Source organism: Leucobacter chromiireducens subsp. solipictus, from assembly GCF_016758195.1.
In the GTDB taxonomy this organism is placed as follows: domain Bacteria; phylum Actinomycetota; class Actinomycetes; order Actinomycetales; family Microbacteriaceae; genus Leucobacter; species Leucobacter solipictus.
On the sequence record NZ_QYAC01000008.1, the window covers coordinates 184072 to 199366 of the forward strand.

Annotated in this window: 18 protein-coding genes; 11 read left to right on the top strand and 7 right to left on the bottom strand. The window is 69.6% G+C overall.

What is annotated here, in order from left to right:
- Positions 1–34: 34 nt before the first annotated feature.
- The 5 genes from D3230_RS14775 (at position 35) to D3230_RS14795 (ending at position 4295) form a co-directional block, all read left to right on the top strand.
- Positions 35–271, top strand: coding sequence for an acetyl-CoA carboxylase (locus D3230_RS14775; protein ID WP_202345816.1), 237 nt, complete (start codon positions 35–37; stop codon positions 269–271).
- Positions 272–299: 28 nt separating this feature from the next.
- Entirely contained in the window at positions 300–1658 is a 1359-nt protein-coding gene (locus tag D3230_RS14780) for an acetyl-CoA carboxylase biotin carboxylase subunit (RefSeq protein ID WP_202345817.1), read from the top strand.
- Entirely contained in the window at positions 1655–2548 is an 894-nt protein-coding gene (locus D3230_RS14785) for a 5-oxoprolinase subunit B family protein (protein ID WP_202345818.1), read from the top strand. Before D3230_RS14780 ends, D3230_RS14785 begins: the two co-directional genes overlap by 4 nt.
- The gene (locus D3230_RS14790) at positions 2538–3509 is read left to right on the top strand and encodes a 5-oxoprolinase subunit C family protein (RefSeq protein ID WP_202345819.1); all 972 of its coding nucleotides are present in this window, start codon (positions 2538–2540) and stop codon (positions 3507–3509) included. The genes D3230_RS14785 and D3230_RS14790 overlap by 11 nt, the downstream gene beginning before the upstream one ends.
- 204 nt (positions 3510–3713) lie before the next feature.
- Positions 3714–4295, top strand: coding sequence for an HdeD family acid-resistance protein (locus tag D3230_RS14795; protein WP_202345820.1), 582 nt, complete (start codon positions 3714–3716; stop codon positions 4293–4295).
- A 75-nt stretch (positions 4296–4370) separates the two neighbouring features.
- Here D3230_RS14795 and D3230_RS14800 read toward each other — a convergent pair whose 3' ends face one another.
- Genes D3230_RS14800 through D3230_RS14815 form a run of 4 tightly spaced genes read right to left on the bottom strand, consistent with a single transcriptional unit; the run spans position 4371 to position 6979 of the window.
- Entirely contained in the window at positions 4371–4883 is a 513-nt protein-coding gene (locus D3230_RS14800) for an SseB family protein (protein ID WP_202345821.1), read from the bottom strand.
- Between the two features lie 54 nt (positions 4884–4937).
- A complete protein-coding gene (locus tag D3230_RS14805; protein ID WP_202345822.1) occupies positions 4938–5564 on the bottom strand; it encodes a CbiQ family ECF transporter T component in 627 nt (208 codons plus the stop codon).
- Positions 5561–6331: an ATP-binding cassette domain-containing protein gene (locus D3230_RS14810; RefSeq protein ID WP_202345823.1), complete on the bottom strand. Its 771-nt coding sequence runs from the start codon at positions 6329–6331 to the stop codon at positions 5561–5563. The genes D3230_RS14805 and D3230_RS14810 overlap by 4 nt, the downstream gene beginning before the upstream one ends.
- Positions 6332–6340: 9 nt before the next feature.
- Positions 6341–6979, bottom strand: a complete 639-nt coding sequence (locus D3230_RS14815) for a biotin transporter BioY (protein WP_202345824.1) — start codon at positions 6977–6979, stop codon at positions 6341–6343.
- Between the two features lie 91 nt (positions 6980–7070).
- Here D3230_RS14815 and D3230_RS14820 point away from each other — a divergent pair, with 91 nt between their 5' ends.
- The 6 genes from D3230_RS14820 to D3230_RS14845 all read left to right on the top strand — a co-directional run bounded on the left by D3230_RS14820 (position 7071) and on the right by D3230_RS14845 (position 12330).
- Entirely contained in the window at positions 7071–7700 is a 630-nt protein-coding gene (locus D3230_RS14820) for a TetR/AcrR family transcriptional regulator (RefSeq protein ID WP_202345825.1), read from the top strand.
- Positions 7701–7832: 132 nt separating this feature from the next.
- Positions 7833–8030, top strand: coding sequence for a hypothetical protein (locus tag D3230_RS14825; protein ID WP_202345826.1), 198 nt, complete (start codon positions 7833–7835; stop codon positions 8028–8030).
- 259 nt (positions 8031–8289) lie between these two features.
- Positions 8290–9420: an ABC transporter substrate-binding protein gene (locus tag D3230_RS14830; protein ID WP_202345827.1), complete on the top strand. Its 1131-nt coding sequence runs from the start codon at positions 8290–8292 to the stop codon at positions 9418–9420.
- Positions 9417–10301 carry an ABC transporter permease gene (locus tag D3230_RS14835; protein ID WP_202345828.1) on the top strand — a complete coding sequence of 295 codons (885 nt, stop codon included), beginning with the start codon at positions 9417–9419 and terminating at the stop codon, positions 10299–10301. The genes D3230_RS14830 and D3230_RS14835 overlap by 4 nt, the downstream gene beginning before the upstream one ends.
- Positions 10283–11182, top strand: a complete 900-nt coding sequence (locus D3230_RS14840) for an ABC transporter permease (RefSeq protein ID WP_202345829.1) — start codon at positions 10283–10285, stop codon at positions 11180–11182. The genes D3230_RS14835 and D3230_RS14840 overlap by 19 nt, the downstream gene beginning before the upstream one ends.
- Positions 11179–12330, top strand: coding sequence for an ABC transporter ATP-binding protein (locus D3230_RS14845; protein WP_202345830.1), 1152 nt, complete (start codon positions 11179–11181; stop codon positions 12328–12330). The genes D3230_RS14840 and D3230_RS14845 overlap by 4 nt, the downstream gene beginning before the upstream one ends.
- A gap of 75 nt (positions 12331–12405) precedes the next feature.
- Here D3230_RS14845 and D3230_RS14850 read toward each other — a convergent pair whose 3' ends face one another.
- From D3230_RS14850 to D3230_RS14860, 3 genes are all read right to left on the bottom strand, one after another.
- The gene (locus D3230_RS14850) at positions 12406–13299 is read right to left on the bottom strand and encodes an alkaline phosphatase family protein (RefSeq protein ID WP_202345831.1); all 894 of its coding nucleotides are present in this window, start codon (positions 13297–13299) and stop codon (positions 12406–12408) included.
- 83 nt (positions 13300–13382) lie between these two features.
- The gene (locus tag D3230_RS14855; protein WP_202345832.1) at positions 13383–14492 is read right to left on the bottom strand and encodes a TIGR03364 family FAD-dependent oxidoreductase; all 1110 of its coding nucleotides are present in this window, start codon (positions 14490–14492) and stop codon (positions 13383–13385) included.
- Complete coding sequence (locus tag D3230_RS14860) at positions 14489–15193, bottom strand: phosphonatase-like hydrolase (RefSeq protein ID WP_202345833.1); 705 nt, start codon at positions 15191–15193, stop codon at positions 14489–14491. The genes D3230_RS14855 and D3230_RS14860 overlap by 4 nt, the downstream gene beginning before the upstream one ends.
- Positions 15194–15295: the final 102 nt, after the last annotated feature.

Here is a 15295-nt window from a genome sequence, read left to right on the forward strand (position 1 = left end):
ACTTCCCCAGCACCCACCTTTTGAGAGCAGAGATATGAGTACCGAAATTACCGCGCCCATTCCCGGAGTCTTCTACCGCCGCCCGGCCCCGAACAAGCCACCGTTCGTTGAGGCCGGTGACACGGTGGACGCCGGGCAGACCATCGGCGTGATCGAGATTATGAAGCAGTTCACGGAGGTGCGCAGCGACGTCGCCGGCGTGCTTCGTGAGTTCTCCATTGCCGACAACGGCATGGTGGGCCCCGGCGACATCATCGCGATCATTGATTAACCCCTCCCGAACTCCGAAGGACACCACAGTGAAGAAGCTCCTGATCGCTAACCGCGGCGAAATCGCGGTACGGATCATCCGGACGGCACGCGAAATGGGCATTGGCACGGTCGCGGTGGTGAGCGAGGCCGATCGGGACTCGCTCGCGGCGCAGCTCGCCGACGAGCACATCGTCATCGGCCCGGCCCCGGCGGGCCTGAGCTATCTCAACCACGACGCCGTGATTCAGGCCGCGCGCGAGTCCGGTGCGGATGCGGTGCACCCCGGTTACGGCTTCCTGTCTGAGAACGCCGACTTCGCGCAGAAGGTTCTCGACGCCGGGCTGGTCTGGGTGGGCCCGAGCCCCGAGTCGATCCGCCTCATGGGCGACAAATCGCGTGCGCGCCAGGCCGCGATGACCGCGGGGGTCCCGGTGCTCGCCGGCACTGAGGGGGCGCTGGACCCCAGCGCCGATCTGGAGGGGATTGCCGAGACGATCGGCTACCCGCTCGTTGTCAAGGCGTCGGCCGGCGGCGGAGGCCGGGGGATCCGTCGGATCGAGAATCGCGAGGCGCTGCGGCGCACGGTCGAGGTTGCGCAAGCCGAAGCGCTCGCCGCGTTCAATTCGAGCGACGTGTACTTCGAGCGGTTTGTCACCCGCGCGCGCCACGTCGAGGTGCAGGTGCTCGGGGACGGGGAAACCTGGGTGCACCTGGGAGACCGCGATTGCTCGATGCAGCGACGACAGCAGAAGGTGATCGAGGAAGCCCCCGCCCCGGGACTCCCGGATGAGCTGCGCGCGCGCATGCGGGACACCTCCGTCGAACTCGCGCGGCAATCCGGGTACATCGGTGCCGGCACGGTCGAGTTCTTGTATGACCCCGTACGCCAGGAGATCGCGTTCATTGAGATGAACACGCGTCTGCAGGTGGAGCACCCCATCAGTGAGGCGATCACCGGCATCGACCTCGTGCGCGAACAGCTCCGGATCGCGAGCGGCGAGCGGTTGGGGTACGCCCAGGAGGACATCCGCCTGGAGGGGCACGCCTTCGAGTTCCGTATCAACGCGGAGGACCCGGACAACAACTTCCTTCCCAGCCCGGGGCGCATTGACGCGTTGGAGGTGTCGGGGGGGCCCGGGGTGCGTGCGGACTTCGGCTTTGCCGCCGGTCAGGTGGTCGTGCCCTTCTACGACTCGTTGCTCGGCAAGCTCGTGGTGTGGGATATCGACCGACAACGCGCGCTCGCGCGCGCTGCGCGCGCCCTCGCCGAAACCAACGTCACCGGGATCCGGTCGACGATTCCGCTCATGCGCCGCCTGGTGGCGCTCGACGATTTCCAGGAAGCCAACCATTACACGACCTATATCGAGTCCGTTCCCGGACTGCTGGGAGGTGGCAAGTCATGATGCTGGATGAACACGCGCGATACAGCTGGGGCGGGGACGAGTTCCTGCTCGTCGAGATCTCGCCCGAAATGTCGCTGGAAGCAAACTTCGTGGCGAATTCGATGGCGCTGCGTCTCTCCGAACGGCAGTTGGCCGGCGTGGTCGACGTGTGCCCGGCGAATGCCTCGCTGCTCGTCAGGTTCGACCCGGACGTGCTGCCGCACGACGTGCTGGAGCGTGCCGTGCGCGAAGACGAAGCGGCCGTGAAACGGGCCGGTGAGGGCACACTCGACACCCGCATCGTCGAGGTGCCCGTTTGGTATGCGGACCCCTACACGCGAGAGACGGAGGCGCGGTTCCGCGAGGGCTACCATCAGGCACCCAGCGGCACGGACCTGGACTACAGCGCTGCGGTGAACGGGCTCTCGGGCCCGGAGGAGTTCATTCGGCGGCACCACGAAGCCCCGTGGCTGGTGTCGATGGTGGGCTTCGTCGCGGGACTTCCCTTCCTCTTCCAGCTCACGCCGCGGGAACGCCAGCTCGAAGTCCCGAAGTACCTGAGCCCGCGCACAGACACGCCGCCGCACACCGTCGGCATCGGCGGTTGCTTCACCGCTCACTACTCCGTCCGCGGCGCGGGTGGGTACCAGATGCTGGGGATCACGCCGACACCGATCTTCGATCCCGAGCAACGTTTGGCCGACTTCGCTGACTTCATGGTGCTCTTCCGCACGGGTGACATTGTGAAGTATCGCCCGGTTGACGAAGCCGAGTACCGCGAGATTGAGGCTGAGGTCGCCGCCGGGACCTACCGCTACAAATACGCACCCGTCACGTTCACGCTCGCCGACGCGTTGCGCGACGCGGACGCATACAACCGGACGCTATTGGAGGCCCTCGATGCCGCTTGAGATTTTGACTCCGGGGCTCGCGACGACGGTGCAGGACCGCGGTCGCTTTGGCTATTACCGCTTCGGAATTCCGCAGGGAGGCGCGATGGATCAGTACGCCGCGACCCTGGGGAATCGTCTGGTGGGGAACACGCCGGACGAGGCCGTGCTGGAGTGCACGTACCTCGGCCCATCACTCCGCACCCACGCGGACGCGGTGATCGCGGTGACCGGCGCGCCCGTCCAGGTGCTCGTGAACGGGGAACCCGTGGCGCACAGCGCGAGAGTGGAACTCCGGAGCGGGGATGAGCTCTCGTTTGGGATCCTGCAGGCCGGGGCGAAGTTCTTCGTGGCGGTGGCCGGGGGCATTGACGTGCCCGTCGTGCTCGGCTCCCGGTCTACGTATCCGATTGGGAAGTTGGGTGGCTTCGCGGGTCGGGGCCTGCAGGCCGGTGATCTGCTTCCCGTCGGGGAGCGCGTGCGCTCGGCGCTTCCGGAACTGAGCGAGATCCCGGAGGCCCTGCGCCCACAGTTCTCACGCGACGTGGAGGTCCGCGTCATGCTGGGCCTGTACGACCATCTCCTGACCGCGGAAGGCCTGCGGCACCTGACCGAGAGCGAGTGGACCCTGACCCCGGTGGCCGATCGCATGGGGCTTCGCTTCGACGGACCCGGCGCGCCGTGGCAGGAGAAGGAGCAGCCCTTCGGGGCGGGGCAAGACCCCTCCAACATCACGGACGCCGGATACCCGGTGGGGTCGATCCAGATTCCCGGCGGCACCCAGCCCATCGTGTTGCACTGCGACGCGGTATCCGGCGGCGGCTACGCCCAGGCCGCGACCGTGATCAGCGCTGATATGGATCTGTTTGCTCGGCTCGCGCCGGGCGCGAAGGTGCGGTTTGCTCCGGTGACCATGGCCGAGGCGCTGCAGGCGCGTGCGGATCGGCGCGCCCGGTTCGCGCGGGTGTGGGCGGCAGGGTAGCGTGCCATGCCGCTCGTGACCGCTCGGATGGTTGTGGGCCGGCTGCAGCGCGACCCACAAGCCGCACGGGGCTGATCGAGGTGCCCGGAATGTAACGCTTCAGGGGGTGAAAGCGGCGCTGTCCTTCGCAAAACCCTGCGGATGCGCTTGGATGGGAGTCATCGGCTGTACTGATCCGGTACAGCGAAGCGAAGGAGGATTCTCATGACTGGCACCGAAACTCCGAGCCAGGCACCCGTCGAGGCCCGCCTCACCGACGGGGTACGCACCGCGTTCGGCGTGGGCGGGCTCATCGCCCTCGTGCTCGGCCTGCTCATCATCTTCAACCCCGCGAAGTCCGGCGTCGTCGCCATGCAGGTGCTCGCGGTCGTGATGGCCGCGTACGCGCTGGTCGTCGGCGTCGTGTACCTCGGCTCGTCGATCTTCAGCCGCACGCTCGGCGGCTGGGCGCGCGTGGGGCACATCCTGCTCGGCCTGCTCTACATTGCCGGCGGTATCGTCATGATGATGAACATCGGCGCCGCGGCCGTCGTGCTCGCGATGTTCCTGTCGATCACGGTCGGCATCCTGTGGCTGTTCGAGGGCGTCATGGCCTTCACCGTCGCGGGCAAGAGCGGCAGCAAGGTGTGGACGATCATTTACGGCATCATCAGCGTGATTGCCGGCATCGTGCTGCTGCTCTCGCCGCTGCTCGGTGCGGTCACCCTGTGGCTGCTGCTCGGCATCTCGATGGTGGTCATGGGCATCGTGCAGGTGATTCGCGCCTTCTCGATGAAGTCGCTGTAACCGACTCCCCCGCAATGCGCAGAGCGGTCCGCCCCGAACGGGGGCGGACCGCTCTGTGCGTGTATCGGGGCGGCGTTACTTCAGCGCCGCGACGGACTCCGCGGTGATCTCGACGCTGCTGGCCGCGAGCTCGACGTACTTCCGCAGCACGACAAGCGCCGCCGAAGCCTTGTCGAACTCCGCCGCGACGAAGCGGTCGGACGCGATCAGCGCGAGCGCCTGCTGGGCGGGAATCACCGCCCCCTTCAGCTCCTCGGACCGGCTCGCGGGGGCGACCGCTCGCAGCTCGGCCATCGAGGTGAAGATCGGGAGCACCAGCTGACCCGAGGTGGATCGGAGGGTGCGCGCCCGCGGCCCGCGCTTCTTCCCCGCGGTGCCCGTGATGTCGACCACGAGGAAGCCCTCGCGCAGGGCGAGGAGGAACGCCGCGAGGTGTTCGTAGTCCGGCGTGTCCTGGAGCGCGCGGAGGGCCGCGCGGGCCGTCTCGTTCGCGTAGTCTGCGTGGACCTCCGCGGGGATCTCCTCGTCCGGATCGGTGCCCGGATCAGGAACGTCCGCGTCGGGTTCGGGGGAGTGCGCGTCAGCCATGCGTCTAGCCTACGGGCTGCGACGGATCCGGTGCCCCGGCGGGGCGCGCGGAGGTCAGTGCGGGTCTTCGTCGTCGCCGATCCCGCGCGCCGTCATCGCCTCGCCCGTGAGCTGCGCGTGGGCCACCGAGCGGAGCACGAGCGGAACGAGCCTGGCGCGGGGGCTGCGCTCGAGCCCGCGTGCGCGGGCGGCCGCCTGGGTCTCATGGGCGATATCGAGGATGCTCGGCACCGCGCGGATCACCAGGGAGAACGCGAACGCGACGCGTTCGGGGTGCACGCCGAACGGCCGCAGCGGCCGGAGCGCCCAGGCGACGGTGTCGAGCATGTCGTCGACCGCGGTGCTCGCGGTGACCGCGCTCGCCGCAAGGATCAAGGCGAACAGGTCGCCCACGACCTCGACGCCGCGTTCCCAGCCGTGCTGCCACGCCTGAAACGCGAACAGCGGGACAGCGATCAGGGCAAAGCCGCGCAGCACGCGCCAGAAGTCGCGCCCGCGAAGCCCCGCGAGGAGGGCGAGCAGGATCGCGATCCCGAGCGCGATCCCGGTGGCGACCGGTCCGCGCAGCAGCACCACAGTGGTGGCGAAGACGAAGAGGCCGAGCAGTTTTGCGCCGGGGCGGAGCCGGTGCAGCGGTCCGCTTCCGGGCAGATACGCGCCCAGGGGGCTGACCGAGCTCACGGAGCGCCCCACGGGGGCGTCGCGTCGGAGATGCCCACCGCGCTCGCCCGGTAGTGGGCGATGGCCGCGGCGGGCGGCCCGTCGAAGGCGACGCGGCCGTCCGCGATGACCAGGGTGCGGTCGGCGCGGGCCGCGAGTTCCAGGTCGTGGGTGACCACGACGAGCTGCTGGGGGAGCCCGAAGAGCAGCTCGCTGATGCGGAGGGCGTTGCGCAGGTCCAGGAGCGTGGTGGGCTCGTCGGCGACGAGGATTGCGGGATCCGTCGCGAGCACCGCGGCGATCGCGAGCAGCTGCTTTTGTCCCCCCGAAAGCGTGTGTACGCTGCGATCGGCGAGCGCGTCGAGCCCGAACCGGGCGAGGACCGCGAGCGCCGCCTCGCGCCGCTCCGCCTTCCCGCGGATGCGACGGCGCAGGGACAGCGCGACGTCTTCCGCGACCGTCGGCATGATGAGTTGCGCGGCCGGATCGGTGAACACGAAGCCGACCGCGCGGCGCACCGCAGCCCCGTCGGTCCGTGTGTCGAGCACGGGATCGACGTCATCGGTGCCGGCGGGAGAGGTGCGGTTGCGGGCTGCGCCGATGCGGACGGTGCCACTGCTGGGCTCGACGAGGCCATTGATCAGCCGCGCAAGCGTGGACTTGCCCGAACCGTTCGCCCCAATGATCGAGACGCGCGGCTCGGTCAGTGTGAGCGACGTCGGGTGCAGGACCGTCGTGTCCCCGTCGGGGCCGGGAACGACGACGGCGGCCTGCTGAAACTCGATCACCCGGCGATCCTACGCGGTCTGCGTCGTGCGGTCTCGCCGCGCGCGTGCCGGGAGCAGTGCGGGGAACGCTCGGTGCACGGCGGTCGCGACGATTGCCATGAGGAGGTTCTTGATGACGTCGCCCGGCCAGAAGGCGAGGTCTGCGATGAACGCCTGACCCAGGGTCAGGTCGGCGCGCCAGGACATGCCGAGGATCCCGAGGGGATGAATGAAGAGGAAGCTCGCGGCGAGGCCCGAAAGCATGATCAGGGGGATGCTTGCGACCACGCGCGAGCGCGGGAGCCGTTCGACGAAGAACCCGGTGGCGAGGGCGGCGAGGGGGAACGCGACCAGGTACCCCACCGAGGGGCCGGCGAACGGGGCAAGTCCCGCCGAGCCACCGCTAAACACGGGGAGGCCGATGGCGCCGACCGCGAGGTAGAGCAGCACCGCGAGGAATCCGCGGCGGGCGCCGAGCACCGCGCCCGCGAGCATCACGGCGAAGGTTTGGAGGGTGATCGGCACGGCCCCGCCGACGCTGATCGCGGGGAGCAGCGCGCAGACCGCGATCAGGGCCGCGAAGGTGGCGATCAGGGCGAGATCGGTGCCGGGGGTGCCGCGTCGGCGGGCCTGCCGGGCGGGGGGTGCGACTGCGGTGGCGTCGGTCATCGATACTCCTGGGGTGGGTGCCGGGCGGGGAAGATCCCAACCTGAACAGTGTTCTGGTGAATGGTGTTCAGGTTAGCGCTAGGCTGGAAACATGCGCAACTCACTCGCCGATGTCGTCGTCGCGGCCCTGCGTGTCCTGGACGCGCAGGGCCTCGAGAACTGCTCGATGCGACGGGTCGCTGCGGAGCTCGACGTGCAGCCGAGCGCGCTCTATCACCACGTCCCGAACAAGCAGTCGCTGCTCGCCCTCATGGCCGACCAGATTGTGCAGGGCGTCGGCCCCCGCACGGATCGCGCGCTCGCGGAGGTGCCCGTCGCCGCGCGTTTGGACGCGGCGCGACGGCTCTGCGGTGACCTCCGGGAAGCGATGCTCGCCGTGCGCGACGGCGCCGATGTGGTGGCGACCGCCACGGCGTTCCGTACGGGGCGCTCGCGCGTCGAAGACGAGCTGGCGAAGCTTGTCGGAGGCGACGCCGCGCGCACCCTGATGTTCTTCACGTTCGGACATGCGCAGTCCACCCAGACGCACCGGCAGGCCGCCGCGCTGGGGGCCCTCGTGGGGGAGCAGGTGGCGTCCGCGGCGCCGGTGCCCGGCGGAGAGGCGAGCCCCGCGGGAAGCGATCTCGACGCCTCCTTCGGGCGCGGGATCGAGTTGATTCTCGGCGGACTCGTCGCACTTCAGCACGCGCCAGCGGTCGACCTGAGTGCGCCATCCCACTGAGTCCTTGCGCACCGCGCGATCGCCGCAACTGTACTCAGTACGTTCACCGTGTACTCAGAAAGCGTTGCGTTTTCTCTCAGAAAAGCGCGAAACACTGGGGGTCCACCAACGGAAACGAAGGGGGCAACACCAATGGGATTTCTTGAAGACGCCAAGCACAATGCTGAGGCAGCGGCCAAGAAGGTCGGCCAGGCCGTCGAAGACGGGGTCGATAAAGCCAAGGACAAGATCGATGAGGTGCGCGCGGAGGCCGATGTGAAACGGGCCGAAGCAGAGCGCGACGCCGTGAAGGCGCGCAACGACGTCAAGGACGAGCTGCGCGAGCACTAGTGCCCCTTCGGATCGCTTGGCGATCCGCTCCGCCTGAACCGACACCGCCCGCCCCGATTCCTCGGGGCGGGCGGTGTCGTGTGTTCGGGGGTGCCTTCCTGGGCAAAGGGGTGTTCACGGAGTCGCCCTGAGTGGTTGGCCCGCGTTTACCTGCGCGTGCCGGTGTCGCTGTCAGCCGTTCACGCGGTGATGTTGAGATTCATGTGGCCGGATGATCTGTCGGCCATTTTTTGTTTCTCGACTGCATTGGAACACTGGCATGAAGCTGTTTCCCGTCTCTGCGACCGCGCTCGTGGTGGCCGCCCTCGCGCTGACCGGCTGCGCGACCTCCTCCGCACCGGCCGAGGACAGCCCCTGGGCCACGGCCTCGAGCGCCGAGGCCGGCGGCGGTATGGACGCACTGGTCGCCGCAGCCCAGGAGGAGGGCGCGCTGCACACCATGGGCCTGTTCGACGACTGGGCGAACTACGGCGAGCTGAAAGCGGCGTTCACCGAGAAGTACGGCATCGAGATCGACAACGACGTCTCGATGAGCTCCAGCCAGGAGCAGATCAACGTGATCCAGCAACGTGTGGGGCAGGACCGCTCGATCGACTACCTCGACACGGGCGTCTCCTTCGCGGAGGACGGTGCCGCCCAGGAGCTGCTGGCGGCGTACCGCCCCGCCACGGTGCCGGATCTCGCCGCCGGCCTGCACGGGGCCGACAACCAGTGGACGAGCCAGTACGGCGGCTACATGAGCATCGGCTGCGACGCCGACCGCGTCGAGACGTGCCCCACGACGATCGCGGATCTCGCGAAGCCCGAATACCAGGGCAAGATCGGGGCCTTCGAGGACCCCACGTCCGGGGAGCTCGAGTTCAACATCGTGTGGGCCATGTCGCTCGCCAACGGCGGCTCGCTTGACGATATCCAGCCCGGCGTCGACTTCTTCCAGAAGCTCTCGGACAGCGGCAACATGACCAAGGTCGTCGCGAACGACGGCACGATCGAGCGCGGCGAAACCCCGATCGTACTGAGCTGGGACTACCTGAACCTCGCGTCGGCGACGAAGCTCGCCGAGGCCGGGATCACGTTCGAGGTCAACGTTCCCACCGACGTGCTGTGGTCCGCGTACTACGCGGCGTCGATCAACGCGGATGCGCCGCACCCGGCTGCGGCACGCCTGTGGATGGAATTCATCTTCAGCGACGAGGGCCAGAACATCTTCCTCGAGGGCCAGACGCGTCCGGTGCGCCTGCCCGAGATGATCGAGGCCGGGACCGCCGACGAGGCCGCCGTGGCGGCGCTGCCGCCCGCGGAGGGCGAGGCGCAGACCCCGACCGCTGCGCAGCGGGAGGCCGCGAAGGCGCAGCTGACCACGGCATGGCTGGAGGTCACCACCGCATGAGTCGCGGTGCGCTCGCCGGGGCGGCTGTGAAGCCGCCCCGGGCCGTCCTGGGCCTGACCCCGTTCCTGGGGTTCGCGTGCCTGTTCCTCCTGGTCCCCCTGCTCGGCCTCATCCTCTCCGCGTTCCAGGTCCCCGTGCCCGGCAGCCCCGGGGAGACGGCCTTCGGCCTGCAGAACTTCGCCCGCAGCGTCTCGGGTGCCCAGGGCGAGTCGATCCTGAACAGCCTGCAGGTGAGCCTCATCGCCGCCACCATCGGCACGGTGCTCGGGGCGCTCGTCGCACAAGCGGTCGTGACGCTCGCGTCGGATCGCGTGAACTCGGTCACCACCGTGCTCGCGACGGTGCTCGCCAACTCCGGCGGGATCAGCCTCGCCTTCTCCTTCATCGTGATTCTCGGCAGCGTCGGGATCCTGACGGGGGTGCTGGGGCTCGACGCACTCGGGTTCTCCCTGTACAGCTCCGGCGGTCTCGTCCTGATGTACCAGTACTTCTTGATCCCGACCATGGTGATGCTGTTCCTGCCCACCCTGCAGGGCGTCAAGCGCGAGTGGCGTGAGGCCGCCGCCTCGCTCGGGGCCCCGGGGATCCAGTTCTGGGGGCGCGTCGGCTTGCCGGTGGTGCTCCCCTCCCTCATCAGCGGATTTGTGCTGCTCTTCGGGGCGTCCTTTGCGACGCACGTGTCCGCGGCGGCGCTCATCGGCGGTGCGAACTTCCCCCTCGTCACGCTCAAGATCGCGGGTCTGCTCACCGGCGGGAACTCCTCGGGTCAAGAGAACGTCGCGATGGCCCTCAGCGTCAACATGATCGTGATCGCCCTCATCACCCTCGCGATCTCGCTCCCCCTGCAGAAACGGAGCCGGCAGTGGCTGTCCTCGAAGTAACCGCGGACCGGCCCTCCGCCGGATCCCGCGCCGCCGACCCGATCCCCGCGCCCCGCCCCTACCGGGCTCCGCGCTGGCCCCGGGTGCTCGCGGTGCTCGCGCTGCTCCTCCTGGTGACCTACCTGGCGGTCCCGATGCTGGCCGGGCTCTGGTTTAGCTTCTGGGTGCCCGGTGAGGGGCTCACCCTCACCGCACTCACCGATGCGCTCTCGTCCCCGGCGGTCATGGGGAGCCTCGGCCTCTCGCTGGGCCTCTCCGCGGCCTCCGTGGTGATCCTGCTCGTGATCCTCGTCCCCACCGTCGTGCTCTTGCACGTCTCCGCGCAGCGGTTCCGGCCGCTCGTCGAGGTGATCTGCATGCTGCCGCTCGTGGTCCCCGCGATCGCGCTCGTCGCCGGGGTGATGGCGGTGCTCCGGGCCGGCGTCGATGCGGGAGACACCGCGCGGGCGATCAGCCAGTTCCTCCAGGACCCGTCATTCCCGCTCGTGCTCCTCGGCTGCTACGTCGTCGTGCTGCTCCCTTTCACGTTCCGCATCATCGACAACGCCCTCGCGACGATCCCGGTGACGCAGCTGCTCGACAGCGCCCGCGGCCTGGGGGCCCCGTTCCCGCTCGCCGTGCTGCTCGTCGTCGCTCCGAACATTCGGGCCTCCCTCTGGTACTGCGCCTTCTTCGGCCTCTCCGCGGGCCTCGCCGAGTTCACGTTCTCGATCACCCTCGGCTTCCACACGCTCTCCGTCGAACTCATGACGCTCTCCGGCAGCAACTTCCGCACCTCCATAGCGGTGTCCCTGCTGGTCACCCTGCTCTCCTGGGCGCTGATGATCCTCGTCCTCCAGGCATCCACCCGGATCGCCGCATCCCGAAAGGCCTCCGCATGACCTCGACCGCCACCCCCAGCACGCTGAGCCGTCCCGCGGCCCGCGCCGCCGCGCCCGCCGGTGCCGCCATCGAGTTCCGCGGCGTGCAGAAGTCCTACGGTGCCACGAGCGTGCTCGAGGACCTGTCGCTGCACATCGAGGCGGGCGAGTTCATCGCCCTGCTCGGCCCGTCCGGCTGCGGCAAGACCACCGCGCTCCGGATCCTGGGCGGCTTCGAGACCCCGAGCGGGGGCGACGTGCTCGTCGACGGGGAGTCGGTGCTGCCGCTGCCGCCCCACCGGCGCGGGATCGGAATGGTGTTCCAGTCTTACAGCCTGTTCCCGAACCTCACCGTCCGGAAGAACGTCGAGTTCGGACTTGCGCTGCGCCGCGTGCCGCGGGCCGAACGGAAGCGGATCGCGCTCGAAATGCTCGAGACCGTGCGGCTCGGCGGATTCGAGAACCGCTATCCGAACCAGCTCTCGGGCGGGCAGCAGCAGCGTGTGGCGCTCGCGCGGGCCCTCGCGATCAGTCCCGGGATCCTGCTGCTCGACGAGCCGCTCTCGGCACTCGACGCGCAGGTGCGCGCCGGACTGCGGGAGGAAATCCGCGAACTGCAGCTCCGCACCGGGATCACGGTCGTGTTCGTGACCCACGACCAGGAAGAAGCGCTCGCGATGGCCGACCGGGTTGCGGTGATGCGAGACGGGCGGATCCAGCAGATCGCCACCCCCGACGAGCTGTTCTTCCGCCCGGAGGGCGCGTTTGTCGCGGGCTTCGTCGGCGTGACAAACGAGCTGCCGGTCGCCGCGCGCTCGCCGCAGCCGGAGTTCTGGGCACCGCCCGCCGACGCCGCGGCCGCGGACCGCCTCTTCGTGCGGCCCGACGCCCTCGTGTGCGAACCCTCGACGGACGCGGTGGGGACGGTCACGTCCCACCTGTTCCTGGGGGCAACGACGCGCATCACCGTCGAAACCTTCGACGGCGCGCACCGGGTGAAGGTCGATCTGCCGACCCATCAGGTCGTGACGGTGCCGGTGGGGGAGCGCGTCGCGATCCGGCTGACGCAACCCGCCATCTATCGCGTCGCCGCCGATGTGTCCGTGCCCGCGGGTGCCGTGGTGCCCGAGGCCGCAGAGTTCTTCCGCCAGCGGGCGGCATCCGCGTAGCGGCGCGTCGACACACGGGGTCGGGCCCGGGGCGAGCACGCTGCTCGCCCCGGGCCCGACCCCGTGTGTTCGCGGTTAGGGTGCCGGTGACGGATCCGTCGCCGGTGCTGCCGGTGCCGGATCAAGGAACGCCAGGAGCCGCGGAGTGACACTCGTGGCGGTGATCTCGGCGGGCCACGCCAGCGGCGCGCGGCCCGGTCGGGCGAGCACCACGAACGATTCGCGCTCGATATCGCTGTCGCCCCCGTGGCCGCCCGCATCGACGTGCCCGTGATCGCTCGTCACCGCGAGGAGCCAGTCGTCGCCGCTCTCCGCGGCGAGGCGCTCGACCTCGGCCGCGAGGCGGGCCAGGTGCGCGTCGAGCCGGGCCAGGGACGCCGCGTACTCGGGGGAGAGCGGGCCGTGCAGGTGGCCCGACTCGTCCGCGTCGCACAGGTAGGTGAAGCACACATCGGGGGTGTCGTGGCGCAGCGCCCACAGGGAGTGCTCGACCATTTCCGCGTCGAACGACACGTAGCCGCGGGTCTCCCCGTCCCGGATCACCACGCGATGCTGGCCGGCGCGGTGCTGCTCGACGCGCTCGTGGATGATGGGGCCGAAGCCCGCGGGATCCACGAGCGGCGGCCAGCTGGCCGCGGCAAAGGTCACCCGCCGCGGATCCGCGTAGAACGCCCGGCTGAGCAGATCCGGGTACTGGCTCAGGCGCGCACCGAAGAATTGGTTATCGGTCACCCCGTGCTCGGCGATCGTGGCACCCGTGAGGATGGTCGCCCAGCTCGGCCCGGACAGCGTGGGGGTGGCGACCACCATGCGGTGCCGGCTGCCCGCGGCCGCGAGGCGCGCAAGGGTGGGCATGAGGCCCGCGTCGATGGCGCGGTCCACGCGGAGGCCGTCGAGGCCCACGAGCAGGATCCGGCGGCGCGGGGCGGTATCGGGCGGGGGAGGGAAGGACGCGGGAAGCGTGATCACGGGAGGCTCCTGTGGTGTGGTGGGGAAACGCCGAAGCGGGGTGCGGCGCGGGGCAGCGCCACACCCCGCGGGTGGGTGGGGAATCACATGCGGTCGAGGACGGACTCGGCGAAGCCCATGCCCGTGCTCATGCCCGTGCCGTTGGTGACACAGGCGACGAACACTCCGGGGTGCGGCTCGCGCACATAGAAGTCCTCGGCCGCCGCGGACGCGTACTCGCCGTGCCACCGCCGGCGCACCGTGAGCGGGGCACCGAGCAGCTGTGCGAACTCGCGCAGCAGGAGCTCGTCGAGGGACTCGTCCTTGAAGGGGGCGTGCGTGTGCGCGTACGCGTGCGTGTCGCCGATCACGAGCCGCCCGTTCGGGCGCTGCGACATCTTGACGTTCACGAAGGCGTCGAGCAGCTCCGGGGTGTCCCGCTGCATGCGCTCGCGGATGCTGGCGGCCTCCGGGTGCTGCGAGAGGCCGCCGTAGCGCATCACCGCGGTGCCGGTGAGGATCACCGGATCGAAGTGGCTGCCCGCCGGGGCATCGGTTTCGAGCATGTGCAGCAGGCACCGCTGAAACTCGCCCTCGTCCGCGAGCTGCGGGAAGAGGAGATCCAGGTCGTGCCCGGTCGCGACAACAACCCGCCGGGCAGACACGTCGCCCCGGCTCGTGCGGACGAGGCCCGACTCCACGCCGGTCACGTTGGTGCGGAACCGGAACTCCACCCCCGCCTCCGCGAGGTGCGCGGCGAGCGCCGGGATCGCCTCCGGGGAGTTGATCCGCAGGTCGTTCCCGCAGTAGGCGGAGCCGAGGAGGCGGGGATCCTGGATCGATGCGCGCTCGCGGGTCCGCTCCGGGGTAAGCAGCTCGACGGCGTCGCCGCGGAGCTCCGCGAAGCGGTGCAGCAGCGCCCACTCGTCCTCGGCCCGAGCGACGATCATGGTGCCCGCGGGCCGGATCCAGAACCCGGCCCGCTCCGCGAAGCGAAGCCAGTGGCTCCGCCCCGCGGTCGCGTAGGCCAGACCCTCACCCTCCTGCGTCGTGATCCCGACGTGGCCGAAGTTGCGGATGGACGCGCCCACGGGGCGATCCGTGCGCTCGATCACGACGACACTGAGCCCGCGTTCCTGGGCGAGCGCCGCGTGGGCGAGCCCGATGACGCCGGCGCCGACGACCGCGAGATCGAAGGTGCGGGGTGGGATCACTGGGCGGGCTGGATCGCAGGCACGCCGAGCAGCTCGGGCAGATCGCGCACGTCGCACACGTGGGTGTGCGGGAACGTCGCGAGGTGCTCGACGCTCTGCGCGCCGGTGCTCACGGCCACCACGTACTTCGCGCCGGCGTTCATGCCCGCGGCGAGATCCAGCTCGGTGTCGCCCGCGGCGAGCACCTGGGCCGGGTCGGTGACGCCGGAGCGCTGCATGGCGACCTGGATGAGCTCCGGCGCCGGACGGCCCGTGGAGACGTCATCGGAGGTGATGGCGAAATCGACGGTGTCGGTGGGCTCGGGGCCGACGGTCCAGCCGAGCTCGTCGAGGATCATCTGGGTCACGCCGCGGTCGAACCCCGTGGTCAGCGAGACCTGCATGCCCGCGGCACGCATGCGACGGATCGCGTCGACCACGCCGGGGAGTTCGACCGGCGGGTTCTCGCGGTAGCTCTGCTCAAGCTTGCTGCGGAACTCGAGGAAGAGGCGCTCGACCTCGGCCGGATCGGCCTCGCCGCGGAACTTGTTCAGGAAGCCGGCGATCGCCTCGGCCTTGTTGGCGCCCAGGGCGGGGCGCAGATCCTCGTCGGAGATCGTGACGGACAGCGCCTCCTCAACGACCGACTTCAGGGTGTCGTACACCGCACCGCGCTCGTTCACGGTGGTGCCGGCGACGTCCAGAGTAATGAGGGAAACCATGCAGGGGTGCTACTTTCTTCGGAGGGTCAGAGCCCGGTCATGTCGAGCCGAGACCCACGCTATGCACGCTGCGTCTCCGGGCGGCGACCGGGACGGAAACGA